The following is a 17,853-nucleotide window of genomic DNA, read 5'->3' as shown; positions in this document are numbered from 1 at the left end:
GAGGCCGTGGCGGCGGCCACCCGAGCGCGCGGGACCGGCGCGGCGCCCTCAGGCGGTGCGGCCGCCCGTGCTCGCGACGCCGAGCCACGTGTGCGGGTTGCCGTCCCAGCACCAGCCGAGCTTCGGCGCCCGCTCACTGATCCACATCGCCGGCACCCGCCGGTCGCCGCGGCGTGACCCGGACAGCATGAAGCAGCGGTTCTTCTCGAGCACCTCCGGCGCGTGCGTGACGACGGCGACGCCCTCCTCGACCGTCAGCGGCGTGCGGCCCCGACCGAGGATGACCGGCAGCGCCTCCTCGGGCCGGACGTCGAGGAACTCCTCGCCGCGGTCGACGTCGAGGAGCAGGTAGGCGGCCGGGTCGGGGAGCTCGACCTCGGCGATGGGCCGGTAGGGCGCGAGGCCCTGCTCACCGTGGTTGCGGTCGACGACGCCCGGTCTGGTGCCCCGAGGCGCGAGGCGGAGCAGCGGCACCGTCAGCTCGGGGTCGACGAGCTCGCGCGTGACGACCACGACGAGCGGGGTGCGGCCCGGTGTCGGCTCGACCGGCAGGTCGGGCAGCGACGCGGCGGCGTCACGGAGGGGCGCGAGGCGGTCGGTGAACGCCTGCTCAGTGAGCCCGGCGAGGGCCGGGTAGCCGAGGGCGAGGAGGGTCTCGACCTGCTGGTCGACGACGGTCGTGGCGGCGACGGTGGCGGTGGCTGCGGTGATGGTGACCTCCGGGTCGGTGCTCGGCGGCCGGTGGCCCGGCGCGCCCGCCGGTTCGGGACCGGCCCATCATCAACGCCGGTGGTGCCGTCGGAGGTTCCCCGCGCCCTCATCGCTCGCTGGGTCGAGGTGGTCGGCGGGCCTCGCGCACCGGGCGGACACCTCGACCCACGGGGTGGGGCGAGCGAGGGGGTCAGGCGCGGGCGGGGACGACGTGGGTCTCGCGGGCCCGCAGCCAGGGGATCGCCGCGAGGAGGGTGATCGCACCCGTGACCCCGAAGGCGAGTGAGTACGAGCCGACGTCGACGAGGAGACCGGCGACGACCGGCCCGATGATGGCGCCGGTGTCGGCCGACATCTGGAAGGCCGCGAGGGCCGGGCCGCCGTTGCGCTCGCGGCCGATGACGTCGGCGAGCGACGCCTGCTGCGCGGGGTTCAGCGCCCCCGAGCCGAGCCCGGCGACGACCGAGAGGACGACGAGCACGGGCAGGGTCGTCGAGAAGCCCGTCACGGCCGTCGCCACCCCGCTGACGACGAGCCCGCTGACGATGAACGGCTTGCGCCCGATGCGGTCCGAGAGCCGCCCCGCCAGGGTCAGCCCGACGGCGTTGCCGGCCGCGAAGACGGCGAGCGCCATGCCCGCGACCCACGGCTGCCTGCCGATGACGACGGCCGCGAAGAGCGGCAGGATCGCGTTGCGCACCCCGAAGTTGGCCCAGCCGTTCGCGAAGCCCGAGGCGACGGCGGCACGGTAGGCGCTGTCGCCCCAGCCCTCGCGGAAGGTCATCGCGGGGAGGGCAGCGGCGTTCTCGTCGGGCCGCAACGACGTCCCGCCGAGGAAGACCGCGACGACGGAGGCCGCGACGAGCAGCGTGATCGCGTACACGATGAACGGCACGCGCAGCCCGAGGTTGCCGAGGAGGCCGCCGACGACCGGCCCGCCGATGCCACCGATGAGGAAGGCCGAGGCGTAGGCCGACGACACCCGCGCCCGGATCGTCGGTGGCGACAGCCGCACCATGAGGGCGACGGCCGACACCGTGAACATCACCGACCCGATGCCGCCGACCCCGCGGAAGAGGAGGAGCTGCCAGTACGTCTGCGCGAAGGCCGTGGCGCCGGTGGAGATCGCGACGATGACCAGGCCCATGAGGTAGACCGGTCGCTCGCCGAGGCGCGCGATGAGGCGTCCCCCGCCGGGCGCGAAGACGAGCCGGAAGAACGCGAAGGCCGAGACGACGACCGAGCTCGCGGTGGCCCCGACGCCGAAGCTCTGCGCGAACTGCGGCAGGACCGGCGTGATGAGCCCGAACCCCAGGGCGATGACGAACGCCGACGCGATGAGGACCCAGATCTCGCGCGGGATGCGTGCCCGCTCGACGGGGAGCGGGGGCGAGGCGGACACGATCAGCCAGTATGCCTCCCGCCACCGACGGCCCGTGCGGCCGCACCTGGGGCCTCGACAACGCCCATCGCGAACGGCGTCAGAACCGCTGGACGTAGATCATCGGCAGCCAGCGAGGACGCTCGCGCCACCGGTTGCGCCGACGGCTCGCCCGCCACCCCACCAGCCCGACGAGCGCGACGACGAGCAGGGGCAGACCGAAGACCCAGGCCCGCTCCTCCCAGACCGCCATCGTGTTGGGCACACCCGAGCCGGACAGCTCGTCCCCGGCGAACACGGGGCACGCTCCCCCGAACCGGGACGACACGCGGACCAGCTCGTCGTCCGGGCCGTTCACCGGCCGCACGCCGTGGTCCGTCACGAGTGGCAGTCCGTTCCGCCAGGCGGGCCGGCACCCCCAGCCCTCCCACTCGGCGTACGACCCGGACTGGTCGCCCGACGGCCAGGCGCCGTCGGCGGAGGGCAGACCGAGCACGCCACCGGTGCGGGGGTCGACGACGACGGCACGTGTGCTCGACAGCTCTGAGGCCGTGCCGTCCCGCCCCAGTGACGCCGTGAGCACCATCCGCGAACCGTCGGGCGACACCGACGCACGCAGGACCGAGACCACACCGCCGTCCCCGTCGCGAGGGCCGCCCAGCCACGACACGATCGGACCGCCGGTCGACCAGTCGGCGTCCCCCACCCGCCACGTGTGGATCTGGAGCCGCTCGACGCGCGGGCCCAGGCCGGCGAGGGAGACGAGGGTCTCGTCGTCGAGCCACCCGGCGTCGACCGCGACGATCCCGCCGAGCAGGAGAGGGACCTCCGTCACCCCGCCGTCCACGTCGAGCACGACGCCCATGCCCGGTGGCGGCGACCCCTCGCCGAAGCCCGCGACGTAGGCGCGACTCGAGTCCGGCGACCACCACACGGCGGTGGAGGGCGTTCTCCGGTTCTCGAGGGCGGCCAGCGTGTCGGCGTCGATCGCGTCGCGACCGTCGACGAGGTCGTGGAGCTGGTGCCCGGTGGCCAGCCACCGCCCGTCCGGCGACAGGGCGGAGGATTCCACGGAGTCGGCCGCGAGGGGCAGTCGGCTGACGCCACCCGTCGGTGCCACGGCGTACCAGTTGACGCCGTCGTCATCGGCCACGGGGAGGACGAGGGCGGCCCTGCCGGGACGGCTGCTGGTGGGTGTCGACGGGGGCATGGCCACGTTCTCGGGGAAGGCGGTCAGCCGCGCGCGGCCGTCGACGACGCGGGTGCCGTCGGCCGGGACGGAGGCGCGCGGCTCGCCGGCGGGCCAGGCGAGCAGCGCGACCATCGCGGCGACCGAGGCGGCGGCGAGGCCGGCGACGGCGCGGGTCCGCCCCCGGCGACGGCTGCCGTGGCGCCAGAGGTCGGCGGGCGCCGGGGCGAGCGCGTCGTCCTCGACGCCGTCAACGAGGTCGCGCAGGGCGGTGCCCAGCTCGGTGGGGCTCATCGGGTGGCCTCCTCACGGCCGAAGGTGCCGGCGAGCTCGGGCGCGAGGACCCGCAGCCGCTCGAGGGCGTGCCGCGTCTGCGACTTCACCGTGTTGACCGAGCAGCCGAGGAGGCGGGCGGCCTCGACCTCGGTGCGGTCGTCGTAGAACCGGAGGACGAGGACGGCCCGCTGGCGGGGTGTCAGCCGCGCGAGGGCCTCCGCGAGGGTCAGCCGGTCGACCGCCCCGCCGCTCGGGTCGGGGATGGCCGGGCGGTCGGCCCCGGGGTGCTCGTCGAGACCGGGGTGGCCGGCCGGGTCGGGCTGGTGGCGGCGCCAGCGCCATGCGTCGACGGACCGCGTGTAGAGGATGCGGCGCACGTAGGCGTCGGCGGTGGCCGGGTCGACCCGGCGCCAGTGCTGCGCCGCGCGGACGAGGGTCTCCTGGACGAGGTCCTCGGCGGCGTGGCGGTCGCCGGTCAGCAGGGTGGCCGTGCGCAGGAGCGGCACCCACCGCTCGCGCACGTACGCGTCGAACGCCTCCCGGTCCGCCACGCCCCACCTCCCCGTCCTCGTGCCCGATGCCTACTCCGTCGTGGAGGAGTACGGAAGACGACCCGCCGACGGGTGGAACCCGAGGGGCCCGATCCGGGCGGGTCTCAGCGAACCGCGACCGCGACGACGAGCGGCAGGGACGCGAGGGCGACGAGGACGGTGTCACGCCACCGCCACGGGGCCGCCACCCACCACGTCCGCGACGAGGCCGTGGCGAAGCCCCGGGCGTCCATCGCGACGGCGAGGTCGGCCGCGGCGCGCAGGGTCCGGACGAGGAGCCCGAGGGTCAACGCCCCGAGGTGGGTGGCGACGGTGCGGGGGCGGCGCCACGAGACGCCCAGTCCGCGGACCCTGCGGGCCCGGGCCAGCTCGCGCCAGATCTCCCCGAAGGAGTGCACCCGTTGGAGGGCCGCCGCGGTGGCGACGACCGGGCGGTCGGGCAGGCGCAGCCGCTGGGCGAGGTGGTCACCGAGCCGGTCGGGGTCGACCCACGGGACGAGGACGGCCGACGGCAGCGTGATGACGAGGACCCGCAACCCGACCGTGGCGGCGGCGTCGAGGTCGTGGCCGGCGAGCAGCCAGGTCGACCACGCCACCGACGCCGCGGCGAGGAGGCCGGGGAGCAGACGGACCACGCTGCGCCGCAACCGCTTCGGGGGCCGCTCCCCCGGGCCGGGCGCCGAGAGGCCGATCACGGCCAGGACGACCTCGACCGCGAGCACCCACAGCGACACCGACCAGTGCGGTGACACCACGCCCGCCGGGAGGGCGAGCAGGGCTGCCGCGAGGAGGGCGAGGGGGCCGCACCGCGCGACGAGCGGCACCCGGGTCGGCGCCTCCTCGGGTGGCGGCGGGGGCGGCGAGAGGTGCTCGACGACGGTGGCCCGTGCGATGACGTGGGTGTCGTGGGTGGCCGCGACCACCGCGCCACCCGCCGTCCGGTAGGCGGCCACGAGCCCGACGAGGGCCGCCCACGTCCGGCGGTCCTGGCCGACGGTCGGCTCGTCGGCGAGGAGGACGGCCGGCCCGTGGAGCAGGGCCGCCGCCACGGCGAGGCGGCGCTGCTCGCCGCCGGAGAGGTGGCGCGGGTCGGCCTTCTGGAGGTGGAGCAGCCCGAGGGTCGTGAGCAGCGCGCGGGCCCGGCCCTTCGTCGCAGCGTCGTCGAGACCGAGGGCGCGCGAGGTCGCCAGCACCTCGTCGAGCACGGTCGTGGCGACGATCGTCGAGCTCGACCACTGCGGCACCCAGGCGAGCGTGGCGGCGAGGTCGGTGGCGGACAGGTCGGCCGGTGCCGCCGTGACGCCGTCGGGCCCGGCGACCCGCACGGCCTCGGGGTCGGTGGGCCTCAGGAACCCCGCGAGGGCGTGGAGCACCGTCGACTTCCCCGAACCGCTCGGGCCGACGAGCGCGGTCAGGGTGCCAGGCACGGCCTCGACCGGCGACGTCGTGACCGCGGCGCGTCGCGTGCGCGCCCGCCCGTCGACGAGCCGGGTCGTCCGCTCGACGACGAGCGCGTCGGCGTACAGCGCCGAGACGCTCCCGCGACCCCGCCCGTCGTCCTCCGTCGCCGGGTCCGGTACGGCAACACGCCGATGCGCGGGCTCGTCCGTCGGCGTGTTGCCGTACCGGAGCAGGGCCGGGTCGACGGCGACCGGGTCCGGCGGGCCCTCCCCGGGAACCCACACCCCCATCGCCAGGAGGGCCTCGCGCTCGGCCGCCAGGGTCGCGCGCACCGGCCCGTCGGCGACGACGTGCCCGTCGTCGGACAGCACGACGAGCCGGTCGACGAGGTCGACCCACGGCCCGAGGACGTGCTCGACGACGACGAGCGTCGGCGCTCCCTCCCGCTCCACGAGCGAGGCCACGGCGTCGCGGACCTCCTGCGCCGAGCCGGGGTCGAGCATCGCGGTCGGCTCGTCGAGGAGGACGACCGACGGGTCGAGCGCGAGGGTCCCCGCGAGGGCGAGCCGCTGGGTCTGGCCCCCGGACAGCGCCGAGGTGGGGGTGACGAGCGGCAGGTCGCCGAGGCCGACGGCCCCGAGCGAGGCGGTGACGACGGCACCCATGGCCGCGCGCTCCATCCGGACGTTCTCGGGTCCGAAGGCGACGTCGCGACCGACGGTGGCCGCCACGACGCCCGAGCCCGGCTCCTGGAGGACGAGCCCCACCGCCCCGGGTCGGGCTCCCGGCTCGAGCCCGTCGACCGACACCGAACCGGTGAGGTCGCCGGCGTCGGCGGTCTCGAGCAGCCCGGCGAGCGCCCGAAGGAGCGTCGACTTCCCCGACCCGCTCGGCCCGACGAGCAGGACCCGCTTTCCCGGTTCGAGCCGCAGCGTGACGTCGCGCAGCACGGGCTCGCGGCGGCCGAACGGGCGCCAGGTGAGCCCCTCGACCTCGACGAGCCCGCGACGGCGCGGCCGTCCGCCGGCGGCCTCCACCGCGGGAGGCGAGTCGGTCGTCATCGGCTCAGACGGCCCGCGACTCCCGGTGCTCCTGGCCGGCAGGGAAGGCCGACAGCGCCCCGGCCCGGGCCAGCACCCGCACGAGCAGCCAGCCGACGACGCCGGCAAGGACGGCTCCGGAGACGCCCATCGCGAGGAGGTAGGCGATCTTGTCGCGCACGACCCACTCGGCGTACCAGCCGCCGCCGTCGGCGAGGACCGACAGGACGGGCACGTCGGCCCACGACGCGGGGAACTTCACGACCTCGAAGGCCCACTCCAGGGGCGCCGACAGCACCCCGGCGAGGGAGGCGGCAGCGACCCCGAAGAGCTTGTAGCCGAGGACCGCGAACGCGAGCTCGGCCCCGAGGCCCTGGAGGATGCCCGAGACGAGGACGGTGGCTCCCCACTCGGTGCCGGGCAGCATCGAGACGAGGGCGGCGACGACCTCGCAGAACAGGGCCGCACCCGGTCGGCGGACGACGAGGCCCCCGACGACGCCCGCGAGGAACCACGTCCCGACGAAGAGGCCGTTCAGGGGCGCGTAGCCGAGCTTGAGCGCCGAGACCGGGCCGTTGTAGAACACGCCCCACCCCCAGAACGCGACACCCAGCGCCGCGCCGAGGAAGGCGATGGTGAGGATGTCGACCGTCCGCCAGCCCATGAGCGGCGAGGTCGCGGTGATGGAGCGCCGGCTGCGGGCCGGGCTCTCGCTGAGCTGTGTTGCCATGTCGTTCTCTCCCGTGGTGTTTTCACCTCGGGGGAGGGGCACGCCCGGCACCTCGCAGGCAGCCGCCTGGCGGGTGTGCCGGGGGTGCACCTGAGATTTCCCGACTCCCTCCACCGGTGCTAACCGGATCAGGTTCGAGGGTCTGCGGCGGACCGCACTCTCAGCGCCGGAGCGCTCCCCTGTCGTTGGACGCCGTCAGCCTATACCCGCCCGACTAGGGTGGACGAAGACCCCGCCGGGCCCGCCCGGCACCGCGAACCACCGCTGGAGGAACACCATGGGACCGCTCGCCTGGAAAGTCCTCGGGACCGGGAGCGCCATCCTCGCCGGCGTGCTGGCCACCAAGCTCGTCAACGCCGTCTGGGGCAAGGCCCTCAAGGACGAGATCAACCCCAAGGACCCCGACGCGCCCCTCGCCAAGGCCGTCGCGTACGCCGCGATCACCGGCCTCGCCGTCGGCGTCGCCCGCACCTTCACCGAGCGCAAGGCCGCGGCGTACTACGCCAAGTCGGCCGGCCACCTCCCCAAGGAGATCGCCGAGGAGCCCGTCAGCTGACGGGGGAGGTCAGGGCCCGCGATCGGGCGCGATCGGGCGCTCTCCGGCGCCGCCCCCGCCCTCAGGCGCCGTCGAACGCCGTGAGGACGTCGCGCGGCACCTGTCGTGACGAGCCGACCCAGAGGTGCCCGCGCCCGGGATAGGGCACGAGCGTGCAGTCGGGGATGAGGGCGGCCGTCCGCGCGACGACGTCCGGCGGGAAGAACGGGTCCTCGTCGCCACAGAGCAGCACCACGGGGGCGCGGATGGCCGGCAGCGCCGCCCGGGCGTCGTAGACCAGCTCGGACCGGGCCTCGACGACGACGTCGGACGGCGGGTAGTGCGTGCCGGACCCCACCATCCGTCCGACGAGGGGACCCACGAGGCGGCGCAGCCACCCCCAGGCGCGTCCGGGAAGGGCGTACTCCGCGAACGTCGCCCCGGCGGCCGTCCGGTCTCCCCGGGCGAGCGCCTGCGCCAGGCGGTCGTCGACGTCCTTGCCCCAGTCGCTGACCTCGGCGGCCGCCGCGACGACGGCGACGCGACCGACGAGGTCGGGGTGCCGCGCGGCAAGCAGCAGCGCGACCATGCCGCCGTACGAGACCCCGACGACGAGGTCGGCCCGGCCGCCCAGCTCGTCGCGGACGAAGCGGGCGTAGTCGTCGGCGACGTCCTCGACGGTGTGCCCGGCCGGCATGCCACGACGCCGGCTGACGTACCAGACCGTGTGACCGGCCGTCGTGAACGGCTCGAACCAGCGCTCGGTGCCCCGCCCCAGCCGCCCGGACGGCACGGTGCCACCCGGGCCGCCCCCGATGTAGAGCAGGGTCAGGTCGCCGTCGCCCCAGGAGGCGTGGTCCATCCCCGCCGCGGACGTCCCGCGGCGCACCACGGTCCGACCGGCCACGCGCACCACCTCTGCCCCCACGGTCCCGCACGCGGACCCCTGGGGGGAAGGGCTCAGTGGAGGTCGAGCGCGCGGGCCAGCGGCATCCCCGGGCGGTAGGCGAGGTGCTCGTGGGAGGGGGCGTCGAGGACGGCGAGGTCGGCACGCGACCCGACGGCGATCCGCCCGACGTCCTCGCGGCGCAGCGCACGAGCACCACCGACCGTCGCGGCGACGAGCGCCTCGGCGGCGGTCATCCTCATCTCGCGCACCGCGAGGGCGATGACGAACGGCATCGAGGAGGTGTTGCACGTCCCCGGGTTGCAGTCGGATGCGAGGGCGACGTCGACCCCGGCCTCGACGAGCCGGCGCGCGTCGACCCACGGCATCCGGGTCGAGAACTCCACCCCCGGTAGCAGCGTCGCGACCGTGGTCCCGGCGGCACCGGCGAGGGCCTCGACGTCGGTGTCGGAGAGGAAGGTGCAGTGGTCCACCGAGGCCGCGCCGAGCTCGACCGCGAGCCGCACCCCCGGCCCCTCCGAGAGCTGGTTGCCGTGGACGCGCAGCCCCAGCCCTGCGTCGCGACCGGCGACGAGGACGCGGCGCGCCTCGTCCTCGGTGAAGGCGTACGGCGACGCGGGCTCGCAGAAGACGTCGACCCACCGGGCGTGCGGCGCGCAGGCCGCGAGCATCGGCCCGGTGACGAGGTCGAGGTAGGCGGCACGGTCGTCGCGGGCCTCGGGAGGGACGACGTGCGCGCCGAGGAAGGTCGTCTCGTCGGTGACCTCGCGGGCCAGGCGCAGGGAGCGCTCCTCGTGCTCGACGTCGAGGCCGTAGCCGCTCTTGACCTCGATGGTCGTCGTTCCGAGAGAACGCATCTCGGCGATCCTGCCGTGCAGCAGGGCGCGCAGGTCGTCGTCCGACGCAGCACGGGTGGCCGCGACGGAGACCCCGATGCCTCCGCCGTCGTACGGCGTCCCGGCCATCCGCGCGGTGAACTCGGCGGCCCGGTCTCCGGCGTACACGAGGTGGCTGTGGCTGTCGACGAACCCGGGCACGACGGCCGCGCCACCGACGTCGATGCGGCGGTCCGCGACCGGTGCCCGCGACGCGGGGCCCACCCACGCGATGCGCCGCTCCACGACGACGACCGCGGCGTCGTGCTGCACCCCGAGCCTGTCGTTCGCGCGGACCGGCGCGCCGAGCACCGCTGTGCCGCCGTCGGATCCGGCGCAGGTGACGAGCTCGCCGATGTTCGTCACGAGCGTCGACCTGGCGCCGACGCCGATGGGGCCGGCGGTCACCTCCGGACCGCCGCGATGGCATCGGTCAGCATCCGGCCGACGTCACCGGAGCGGTGGGCCCCGTCGCGGACGACGTGCTCGCCGTGGACGACCGTGTCGGTGACGTCGGCCGAGGTCGCCGCGTAGAGCACCTGGTCCGGGGCCACCCCGGCGGTCCGTGGGCTGTCGAGCCGCACCGCCACGAGGTCCGCGAGCTGCCCCGGGGCCAGGAGGCCGCCGTCCCAGCCGAGCGAGCGGTAGCCGTCGACGGTCGCCATCGCCAGGAGCGAGGACGGGGCGAACCGGCCGCGTTCGAGGGTCTCGAGGCGCTCGTGCATCTCGACGCCGCGGACCTCCTCGAACGGGTCGATGACGGCGTGCTGGTCGGACCCGAGGGTGAGGGCGACCCCGGCGTCCGCGAGCCGGCGCGCCGGGCCGATGCCGTCGGCGAGGTCGCGCTCGGTCGTCGGGCAGAAGCACGCCGTGGCCCCCGCACCCGCGAGGAGCTCGACGTCCTTGTCGGAGAGGTGCGTCGCGTGGACGACGGTGGTCGACGGTCCGAGCAGGCCCTCGCCCGAGAGGAGCTCGGTCGGCGAGCAGCCGTAGAACCCCTCGCACGCGAGGTTCTCGCCGGGCTGCTCCGACAGGTGCACGTGCAGGGGCCGGCCGTCGGTCACCGCGAGCTCCCCGACGGCGGCGAGGTCGTCGCACGGCACCGCGCGCACGGAGTGGACGGCGGCTCCGACCCGCGTCGTGTCGTCGTCCTCGAGCGCTCCGACCCGCTCGGCCCACGCCTGGACCGACCCGTCGCTGAACCGCTGCTGGATCGTGTCCAGCTCGAGGTGGCCCCCGGCGGTCAGGCCGCCCGCGAGGTAGCAGGTGTCGAGCAGGGTCAGCCGGATGCCGACCTCGCGCGCGGCCGCCACGACCGCGCGGCCCATGACGTTCGGGTCGTCGTACCGGCGACCGCCCGGGGCGTGGTGGACGTAGTGGAACTCCCCCACCGCCGTGTAGCCGGCGAGGAGCATCTCGGCGAAGACCGCCCTGGCGAGGGCGTGGTACGTCTCGGGGTCGAGCTTGCGGGTGACGCGGTACATCGCGTCGCGCCAGGTCCAGAAGTTGCCGCCGTCGTCGTGGGTCCGGCCGCGCAGGGCCCGGTGGAAGGTGTGGCTGTGGCCGTTCGCCAGCCCCGGCAGCACGACGCCGGGCAGGCGGACATCATCGGGCTGAGCGGGCGCCTCGGGGAGGACCTCGGTGATGCGACCGCGCGCCACCGCCACGCGCACGGACCTGCGGACGCCACCGGGGAGCACGGCGTGCTCGCACCAGTACGCGGTCATCCACCGCCCCCGGCCAGGTCGGAGACGACGTCGGAGAGGGCGGCGACACCGGCGAGGCAGTCGTCGGCGGCGGCCCACTCGTCGGGTGAGTGGGAGACACCGGTCGGGTTGCGCACGAAGAGCATCGCGGTGCGCACGCCGTCGTTGGCGAGGATGCCGGCATCGTGCCCGGCGCCCGTGCCGAGGACGGGCGCGTCGCCCAGGCGGACGGCGAGTCGGCGGGCCAGGACCGGGTCGAAGTCGGTCGTGGGCGTCCAGGACTCCTGCGTCATCAGCCCGTCGACGTCGTGGACGGCCTGGCGGACGTCGGACACGACCCGCAGCACGGCGTCGGCGTCGGTGCCGCGGGCGTCGAGCCAGCCGGTGGCGCACGAGGCGATGGCGTTGACGCCGCCCGGGACGATCTCGACCTTGCCGACCGTCGCCACGCAGCCGTGGTCCTCGGCCGCCCGGCGTGCGGCGATGATCGTGGCGGCGAGGCCGAGCATGGCGTCCTCGCGGTCCTCGAGCCGCGTCGTCCCGGCGTGGTTCGCCTCTCCGGGGACGTCGAACCGCCATCGGCCGTGGGGCCAGATGTCGCTGCCGACGCCGACGGCGTGGCCGAGGTCGACGAGGGCGCGTCCCTGCTCGATGTGCATCTCGACGAACGTGCCGATCCGCGCGAGGGTGTCGTCGTCGCGGCCCAGGTGGCCGGGGTCGCGGCCGGCGCTGCGCATCGCGTCGGCCATCGAGACGCCGTCGCGGTCGGTGAGGGAGCGGGCCCGGTCGGGGCTCAGCGCCCCGGTGAGCACCCGGGACCCGGCGCACGCGACGCCGAACCGGGAGCCCTCCTCGTCGGTGAAGTTCACGACGCCGATGGGCCGGCTCGGCTGGAAGCCCCTCTCGCGCAAGTCGTCGAGCGCGGCGAGAGCGCCCACGACACCGAGCGGGCCGTCGAAGGCCCCGCCGTCGGGGACGGAGTCGAGGTGCGACCCGATGACGACGCCGGGGTCGCCCGCGGCGACGGCGGCGTCGGGGTCGCCCCACCACGCCCACTGGTTGCCGACCCGGTCGGTCGTGACGTCGAGGCCGCGCTGCTCGCACTCACCGACGAACCACTCGCGCAGGTCGCTGTCGGTGCGGGTCCAGGCGAAGCGGTGGTAGCCGCCGCTGTCGTCGTCCCGGCCGACCTCCTCGAGGTCGCGCCACATCCGGCGGAACCCCGCTGAGGCCCCGGCTGCTGGAGGCGACGGCGACATGACCCCATTGGACCAACTCGGGGTCGCGCGTGGGGCGGCAGCGACAGGCCGGTTGTCTCGGGTGCCAGATTGTGCGACGTCAGAGGGGGTCGGGACGGCGAGGGGCCCGTCATCCGGCCGGGCGGGTCGGCCGGCCGGTGGGGCCGGTCGGGGTCGACGCGGTGGCCGGCCCCGGCCGAGCAGCGGTCCGGCGCGGCGCGCTCACGCCTAGGCTGACGGCATGACGAGCGACGGCGAGGACCGTGCCCTGGGCGCACTGGCGGCATCGGGGATCGAGCACGAGGTGACGCGGCACGGGCGCGTCGGGTCGCTCGCCGAGGCCGCCGCGGCCCGCGGTGTCGAGCCGCGCGACATCGTCAAGACGCTCGTCGTGCGCCGCGGTGAGGGCGACTTCCTCTTCGTCCTCGTCCCCGGCGACCGCGAGATCTCGTGGCCGAAGCTGCGCACGCACGTCGGCGCCAGCCGGATGTCGATGCCCGACGCCGCGACGGCGCTGGAGGTCACCGGCTACGAGCGCGGCACCATCACGCCGTTCGGCTCGAGCACCGCGTGGCCGGTCGTCGCCGACGCGACGCTGGTCGGGCGCCGGGTCTCCCTCGGGGCGGGCGCCCACGGGGTCGCGGCCACCGTCGACGCCGACGCCGCCGTCGCGGCCCTGGGCGCCGAGGTCGCCGACGTCACCGACCCCGCCTGACCTCCAGGACCCGCGACGGTCGTCCGGAGCCGGGTCAGTCCTCGCGCATCGGGATGCGCACGCCCTGCTCGGCCGCCGTCCGCTCGGCGATGTCGTACCCGGCGTCGACGTGCCGGATGACTCCCATCGCCGGGTCGTTGGTGAGGACGCGGTACAGCTTCTCGGCCGCGAGGTCGGTGCCGTCGGCGAGCGAGACCTGCCCGGCGTGCAGCGAGCGCCCGATGCCGACTCCCCCGCCGTGGTGGATCGAGACCCAGCTCGCGCCCGACGCGGTGTTGACGAGCGCGTTGAGGAGCGGCCAGTCGGCGATGGCGTCGGAGCCGTCGAGCATCGACTCGGTCTCGCGGTAGGGGCTCGCGACCGACCCGGTGTCGAGGTGGTCGCGGCCGATGACGATCGGCGCACTGACCGCGCCGCTGCGGACGAGGTCGTTGAAGGCGAGGCCGGCCTTGTCGCGCTCGCCCTGACCGAGCCAGCAGATGCGAGCAGGCAAGCCCTGGAACGCGATTCGTTCCTGCGCGCCGCGCATCCACTTGTGCAGACGGTCGTTGTCGGGGAAGAGGTCGAGGACGGCCTTGTCGGTGGCGGCGATGTCCTGGGGGTCCCCGGAGAGCGCGACCCAGCGGAACGGGCCCTTGCCCTCGCAGAACAGCGGCCGGATGTAGGCGGGTACGAACCCGGGGAAGTCGAAGGCGCGGTCGTAGCCGCCCTGGCGGGCCTCGTCGCGGATCGAGTTGCCGTAGTCGAAGACCTCGGCACCGGCGTCCATGAACCCGACCATCGCCTCGACGTGCCTGGCCATCGAGGCCCGGGCGCGGTCGGTGAACTCCTCGGGCTTCTTCGCGGCGTACTCGGCCCACTCCTCGAGGGCGATGCCCTCGGGAAGGTAGCTGAGCGGGTCGTGGGCGGACGTCTGGTCGGTGACGACGTCGATGGCGACGCCGCGGCGCAGCAGCTCGGGGAAGACCTCGGCGGCGTTGCCGACCACGCCGACCGACCACGCGCGGCGCTCGGCCTTGGCCCGCAGGGCGATCTCGACGGCGTGGTCGAGGCTGTCGGCGACCTCGTCGAGGTAGCGGTGCTCGACCCGGCGGCGGAGGCGGGTCTCGTCGACGTCGACGACGAGGCAGGCGCCCTCGTTGAGGGTGACCGCGAGCGGCTGCGCGCCACCCATCCCGCCACAGCCCGCCGTCAGGGTGAGGGTGCCGGCGAGGGTTCCGCCGAAACGCTTCTCGGCGACGGCGGCGAAGGTCTCGTAGGTGCCCTGGACGATGCCCTGGGTGCCGATGTAGATCCACGAGCCGGCCGTCATCTGGCCGTACATCGTCAGCCCGAGGTGCTCGAGCCGGCGGAACTCGGGCCAGGTCGCCCAGTCCCCGACGAGGTTGGAGTTGGCGATGAGGACGCGCGGCGCCCACTCGTGCGTCTGCATCACGCCGACCGGGCGGCCGCTCTGGACGAGCATCGTCTCGTCGGGCTCGAGCGTCGTCAGGGTGCGGACCATGGCGTCGAAGGATCGCCAGTCGCGGGCCGCGCGGCCGGTGCCGCCGTAGACGACGAGGTCGTCGGGACGCTCGGCGACCTCGGGGTCGAGGTTGTTCATGAGCATCCGCAGCGGGGCCTCGGTCGACCACTGGCGGGCGGTGAGCGTGGTGCCGCGGGGGCTGCGCACGGGGCGGGCGCCGTCCATGTCGGACTCCTTCGTCGGGTTCCCCTCCACTGTGGCGGTGCGCCCGGGGCTGCCCCAAGGGCCCGGGCCGCGTCCCTGTCTGCCATCCGAGACGCGCGCGCCCAGCACCCCGCCGCGTGTGCCGAGGTGGTCGCCCCAGCAGCCACCTCAGCACACGCCACCGGTGCTCCCTGCCGCGTGTGCGCACCTGGTCGCCCCAGCAGCCATCTGGGCACACGCCACCGGTGCTCCCTGCCGCGTGTGCTCAGGTGGTCGTCCCAGCAGCCACCTCAGCACACGCGGCGGGGAACGGAGCGGCAGACTCGGGGGCATGACGCCCTCCGATGACGACGCCACCCCCATCGCCTCCTCGCCCGGTCCCGAGCACCACGTCCACGACGACGCGGGCGTCCACGGCCATCCCCACGGCGTGCGGCCGGGCCAGGCGGAGTGGGACGCCCGCTACGGCGAGAAGGCCGAGGGGATCTGGAGCGGCGAGCCGAACCACACCCTCGTCGTCGAGGCGTCGGGGCTGACCCCGGGCCGCGTCCTCGAGGTGGGCTGCGGCGAGGGCGCCGACGCCGTCTGGTTGGCCTCGCACGGGTGGGAGGTCGTGGCGCTCGACCCGTCCGGCGTCGCCCTCGACCGGGCCCGGGCCGGTGCCGCGGCGGCGGGGGTCGACGTCACGTGGGTCCACGCGGAGCTGGCCGACGTCGCCGACGACCTCCCGGCCGGGGCCTTTGACCTCGTGACCGCCTTCTACCCGACGCTCTTCACCGACACCTCGCCCCTCGTCGCCCTGACCCGGCTCGTGGCCCCCGGAGGCTCCCTCCTCGTCGTCCACCACGCCGACGTCGACCCCGAGCGCGCGCGGGCCCACGGCTTCGACCCGGCCGACCTCCTCCAGCCGGCCGATGTCGTCGCCGGGGTGCCGGAGGGCTGGACGGTCGAGGTCGACGACCGTCGCGAGCGCCTGATCAGCGGTGGCGCGGGAGCGCACCACGCCGACGACCTCGTCGCGAGGGTCCGCCGGCCGGCCTGAGCCCCTCGGCCCTTCATCCCCCGGTCGAGATCGCACGACATGCCGACGGCTGGACCCGTTCATCGGCATGTCGCGCGACCTCGACTGCCGTGGTGGTGAGGACGAGCCGGGCCCGGAGCGGAAGCGGGAACGGCAGGAGCCGGGCCGGACGGCCGGACCTGGCCGGACGGCAGGAGCCGGGCCGAGGGCCGAGGAGACGCCGTCAGGCGAGCGGGCCGGTGTGCGCCTCGGCGGCCCGGCGGACGGTGCCGTCGGCGACGAGGCCGTGGGCGACCTCGATCTCGGGGGCGAGGAAGCGGTCGGGGCCCGGCTGCGAGGCGCCCGCGGCGACGAGGGCCTCGACGACCGCGGCGGTGGCCGGCGCGGGGGCCAGTGGCGCCCTCAGCTGGAGCCCGCGCGCCGCCGTCAGCACCTCGACCGCGAGCACCCGCGAGAGCCCGTCGACCGACCGCCGCAGCTTGCGCGCCCCGGACCAGCCCATCGACACGTGGTCCTCCTGCATCGCCGAGCTCGGGATCGAGTCGACCGACGCGGGGACGGCGAGCCGCTTCATCTCCGAGACGATCGCGGCCTGGGTGTACTGCGCGATCATGTGACCGCTGTCGACGCCGGGGTCGTCGGCGAGGAACGGCGGGAGCCCGTTGCTGCGCGCGACGTCGAGGAAGCGGTCGGTGCGCCGCTCGCTCATCGAGGCGAGGTCGGCCGCGACGATCGCGAGGAAGTCGAGGACGTAGGCGACCGGGGCGCCGTGGAAGTTGCCGTTGCTCTCGACCCGTCCGTCGGGGGTGACGACGGGGTTGTCGACGGCGCTCGCGAGCTCGAACCCGGCGACCCGGGCGGCGTGGTCGACGGTGTCGCGGACGCCGCCGGCGACCTGGGGCGCGCAGCGCACGGAGTAGGCGTCCTGGACCCGGGTGCACGCCTCGGTTCGGTGCGACTCACGGATCTGGCTGTCCGCCATCACCTTTCGGATGTTCGCGGCCGACACCGCCTGGCCCGGCTGGGGGCGCAGGGCATGGAGGTCGGCGGCGAAGACGTCGTCGGTGCCGAGGAGCCCTTCGACCGACATCGCCGCGGCCACGTCGGCGACGACGAGCAGCTCGCGCAGGTCGTGGAGGGCGAGGCACAGCATCCCGAGCATCCCGTCGGTGCCGTTGATGAGCGCCAGGCCCTCCTTCTCCTCGAGCTCGACCGGTGTGAGGCCGGCCGCCACGAGCGCCGCCGCCGCATCGGTGAGGGCGCCGTCGGCGTCGCGCACCGGACCCTCCCCCATGAGGGCGAGGGCGCAGTGCGAGAGCGGGGCGAGGTCGCCGGAGCAGCCGAGCGAGCCGTACTCGTGGACGACGGGGGTGATGCCGTGGTTGAGCAGCCCGACGTAGGTGGCGAGGGTCTCCTCGCGGATGCCGGTGCGCCCGGTGGCCAGTGTGGCGACGCGCAGGAGCATGAGGGCGCGCACGACCTCGCGCTCGACCTCGGCGCCCGAGCCGGCCGCGTGGCTGCGGATCAGCGAGCGCTGGAGGCGGTGGCGCAGGTCGACGGGGATGTGCCGGGTCGCGAGCGCACCGAAACCGGTCGAGACGCCGTAGTGGGGCTGGCTGTCGCCGGCCAGGGCGCGGACGACCTCACGAGTGCGGCGGACCTCGTCGAGGGCGGTCGGGGCGATGACGACCGGTGCACCGTCGCGGGCGACGCGCACGACGTCCTCGACGGCGAGGGGTCCGGCGCCGACGGTGACGGGCTCGAGGCCGGGCACGGCGTCATCGGGCGTGGCGCCGGGAAGGCCGGGTGCGTCGGCCGGGTAGCTCGTCGGCATCCGCGGGTGCGAGCCGTCGGAGGTCGATCCGGGCGTGGAGGTGGCGTCGCTCATGCCTCCCATTGCAGCCCCGG

15 protein-coding genes and 1 riboswitch are annotated in these 17,853 nt (G+C 75.3%); of the genes, 3 read left to right on the top strand and 12 right to left on the bottom strand.

Annotated features, from left to right (window positions below; genetic code table 11):
* Positions 1–48: 48 nt before the first annotated feature.
* The 6 genes from ACFWN3_RS11935 to ACFWN3_RS11910 form a co-directional block, all read right to left on the bottom strand.
* Entirely contained in the window at positions 49–711 is a 663-nt protein-coding gene (locus ACFWN3_RS11935) for a DUF5701 family protein (protein ID WP_377645589.1), read from the bottom strand.
* Positions 712–901: 190 nt separating this feature from the next.
* Positions 902–2,113 (bottom strand): MFS transporter, encoded by a 1,212-nt coding sequence (locus ACFWN3_RS11930; RefSeq protein ID WP_377639849.1) that lies wholly within the window; start codon positions 2,111–2,113, stop codon positions 902–904.
* A gap of 79 nt (positions 2,114–2,192) precedes the next feature.
* Positions 2,193–3,575 carry a hypothetical protein gene (locus tag ACFWN3_RS11925; protein WP_377639847.1) on the bottom strand — a complete coding sequence of 461 codons (1,383 nt, stop codon included), beginning with the start codon at positions 3,573–3,575 and terminating at the stop codon, positions 2,193–2,195.
* Positions 3,572–4,108, bottom strand: a complete 537-nt coding sequence (locus ACFWN3_RS11920) for a SigE family RNA polymerase sigma factor (RefSeq protein ID WP_377639845.1) — start codon at positions 4,106–4,108, stop codon at positions 3,572–3,574. Before ACFWN3_RS11920 ends, ACFWN3_RS11925 begins: the two co-directional genes overlap by 4 nt.
* Positions 4,109–4,212: 104 nt before the next feature.
* A complete protein-coding gene (locus tag ACFWN3_RS11915; RefSeq protein WP_377639843.1) occupies positions 4,213–6,570 on the bottom strand; it encodes an ATP-binding cassette domain-containing protein in 2,358 nt (785 codons plus the stop codon).
* A gap of 4 nt (positions 6,571–6,574) precedes the next feature.
* A complete protein-coding gene (locus ACFWN3_RS11910) occupies positions 6,575–7,279 on the bottom strand; it encodes an ECF transporter S component (protein ID WP_377639842.1) in 705 nt (234 codons plus the stop codon).
* 88 nt (positions 7,280–7,367) lie between these two features.
* Positions 7,368–7,470: riboswitch (TPP riboswitch) on the bottom strand.
* An 86-nt stretch (positions 7,471–7,556) separates the two neighbouring features.
* Between ACFWN3_RS11910 and ACFWN3_RS11905 the strand changes: the two genes are divergently transcribed.
* The gene (locus tag ACFWN3_RS11905) at positions 7,557–7,835 is read left to right on the top strand and encodes a DUF4235 domain-containing protein (RefSeq protein ID WP_377639840.1); all 279 of its coding nucleotides are present in this window, start codon (positions 7,557–7,559) and stop codon (positions 7,833–7,835) included.
* A 61-nt stretch (positions 7,836–7,896) separates the two neighbouring features.
* Here the strand turns inward: ACFWN3_RS11905 and ACFWN3_RS11900 are convergent, their stop codons facing one another.
* From ACFWN3_RS11900 to ACFWN3_RS11885, 4 genes are read right to left on the bottom strand one after another with little or no spacing between them, the layout of a single operon-like run.
* Positions 7,897–8,721 (bottom strand): alpha/beta fold hydrolase, encoded by an 825-nt coding sequence (locus ACFWN3_RS11900; protein ID WP_377639838.1) that lies wholly within the window; start codon positions 8,719–8,721, stop codon positions 7,897–7,899.
* A gap of 53 nt (positions 8,722–8,774) precedes the next feature.
* A complete protein-coding gene (hutI, locus tag ACFWN3_RS11895; RefSeq protein WP_377639836.1) occupies positions 8,775–10,004 on the bottom strand; it encodes an imidazolonepropionase in 1,230 nt (409 codons plus the stop codon).
* Positions 10,001–11,323: a formimidoylglutamate deiminase gene (locus tag ACFWN3_RS11890; RefSeq protein ID WP_377639834.1), complete on the bottom strand. Its 1,323-nt coding sequence runs from the start codon at positions 11,321–11,323 to the stop codon at positions 10,001–10,003. Before ACFWN3_RS11890 ends, hutI begins: the two co-directional genes overlap by 4 nt.
* Positions 11,320–12,513, bottom strand: a complete 1,194-nt coding sequence (locus tag ACFWN3_RS11885; RefSeq protein ID WP_377639832.1) for an allantoate amidohydrolase — start codon at positions 12,511–12,513, stop codon at positions 11,320–11,322. The genes ACFWN3_RS11890 and ACFWN3_RS11885 overlap by 4 nt, the downstream gene beginning before the upstream one ends.
* A 268-nt stretch (positions 12,514–12,781) precedes the next feature.
* Here ACFWN3_RS11885 and ACFWN3_RS11880 point away from each other — a divergent pair, with 268 nt between their 5' ends.
* On the top strand, positions 12,782–13,255 hold the full coding sequence (locus ACFWN3_RS11880) for an aminoacyl-tRNA deacylase (protein WP_377639830.1): 474 nt from the start codon (positions 12,782–12,784) through the stop codon (positions 13,253–13,255).
* Between the two features lie 34 nt (positions 13,256–13,289).
* Here the strand turns inward: ACFWN3_RS11880 and hutU are convergent, their stop codons facing one another.
* Complete coding sequence (hutU, locus tag ACFWN3_RS11875; protein ID WP_377639828.1) at positions 13,290–14,945, bottom strand: urocanate hydratase; 1,656 nt, start codon at positions 14,943–14,945, stop codon at positions 13,290–13,292.
* Between the two features lie 310 nt (positions 14,946–15,255).
* Here hutU and ACFWN3_RS11870 point away from each other — a divergent pair, with 310 nt between their 5' ends.
* Positions 15,256–15,966 carry a class I SAM-dependent methyltransferase gene (locus ACFWN3_RS11870; RefSeq protein ID WP_377639826.1) on the top strand — a complete coding sequence of 237 codons (711 nt, stop codon included), beginning with the start codon at positions 15,256–15,258 and terminating at the stop codon, positions 15,964–15,966.
* 202 nt (positions 15,967–16,168) lie between these two features.
* On the opposite strand, the gene hutH is transcribed toward ACFWN3_RS11870, so the two are convergent.
* Positions 16,169–17,833, bottom strand: coding sequence for a histidine ammonia-lyase (gene hutH, locus ACFWN3_RS11865; RefSeq protein WP_377639824.1), 1,665 nt, complete (start codon positions 17,831–17,833; stop codon positions 16,169–16,171).
* Positions 17,834–17,853 lie beyond the last annotated feature (20 nt).

Source organism: Oryzobacter terrae, from assembly GCF_042756445.1.
Lineage (GTDB): Bacteria > Actinomycetota > Actinomycetes > Actinomycetales > Dermatophilaceae > Oryzobacter > Oryzobacter terrae.
Note: the sequence above shows the minus strand (reverse complement) of the source record. Positions and strands in the feature narration are given on the sequence as shown.

Excerpts from the sequence above, each read along its gene's own strand:
- ACFWN3_RS11915 (WP_377639843.1), bottom strand. The coding sequence starts at position 6,570 with ATGACGACCGACTCGCCTCCCGCGGTGGAGGCCGCCGGCGGACGGCCG.
- ACFWN3_RS11910 (WP_377639842.1), bottom strand. The coding sequence starts at position 7,279 with ATGGCAACACAGCTCAGCGAGAGCCCGGCCCGCAGCCGGCGCTCCATC.
- hutU (WP_377639828.1), bottom strand. The coding sequence starts at position 14,945 with ATGGACGGCGCCCGCCCCGTGCGCAGCCCCCGCGGCACCACGCTCACC.
- ACFWN3_RS11890 (WP_377639834.1), bottom strand. The coding sequence starts at position 11,323 with ATGACCGCGTACTGGTGCGAGCACGCCGTGCTCCCCGGTGGCGTCCGC.
- ACFWN3_RS11880 (WP_377639830.1), top strand. The coding sequence starts at position 12,782 with ATGACGAGCGACGGCGAGGACCGTGCCCTGGGCGCACTGGCGGCATCG.
- ACFWN3_RS11905 (WP_377639840.1), top strand. The coding sequence starts at position 7,557 with ATGGGACCGCTCGCCTGGAAAGTCCTCGGGACCGGGAGCGCCATCCTC.
- ACFWN3_RS11870 (WP_377639826.1), top strand. The coding sequence starts at position 15,256 with ATGACGCCCTCCGATGACGACGCCACCCCCATCGCCTCCTCGCCCGGT.
- ACFWN3_RS11885 (WP_377639832.1), bottom strand. The coding sequence starts at position 12,513 with ATGTGGCGCGACCTCGAGGAGGTCGGCCGGGACGACGACAGCGGCGGC.
- hutH (WP_377639824.1), bottom strand. The coding sequence starts at position 17,833 with ATGAGCGACGCCACCTCCACGCCCGGATCGACCTCCGACGGCTCGCAC.
- ACFWN3_RS11925 (WP_377639847.1), bottom strand. The coding sequence starts at position 3,575 with ATGAGCCCCACCGAGCTGGGCACCGCCCTGCGCGACCTCGTTGACGGC.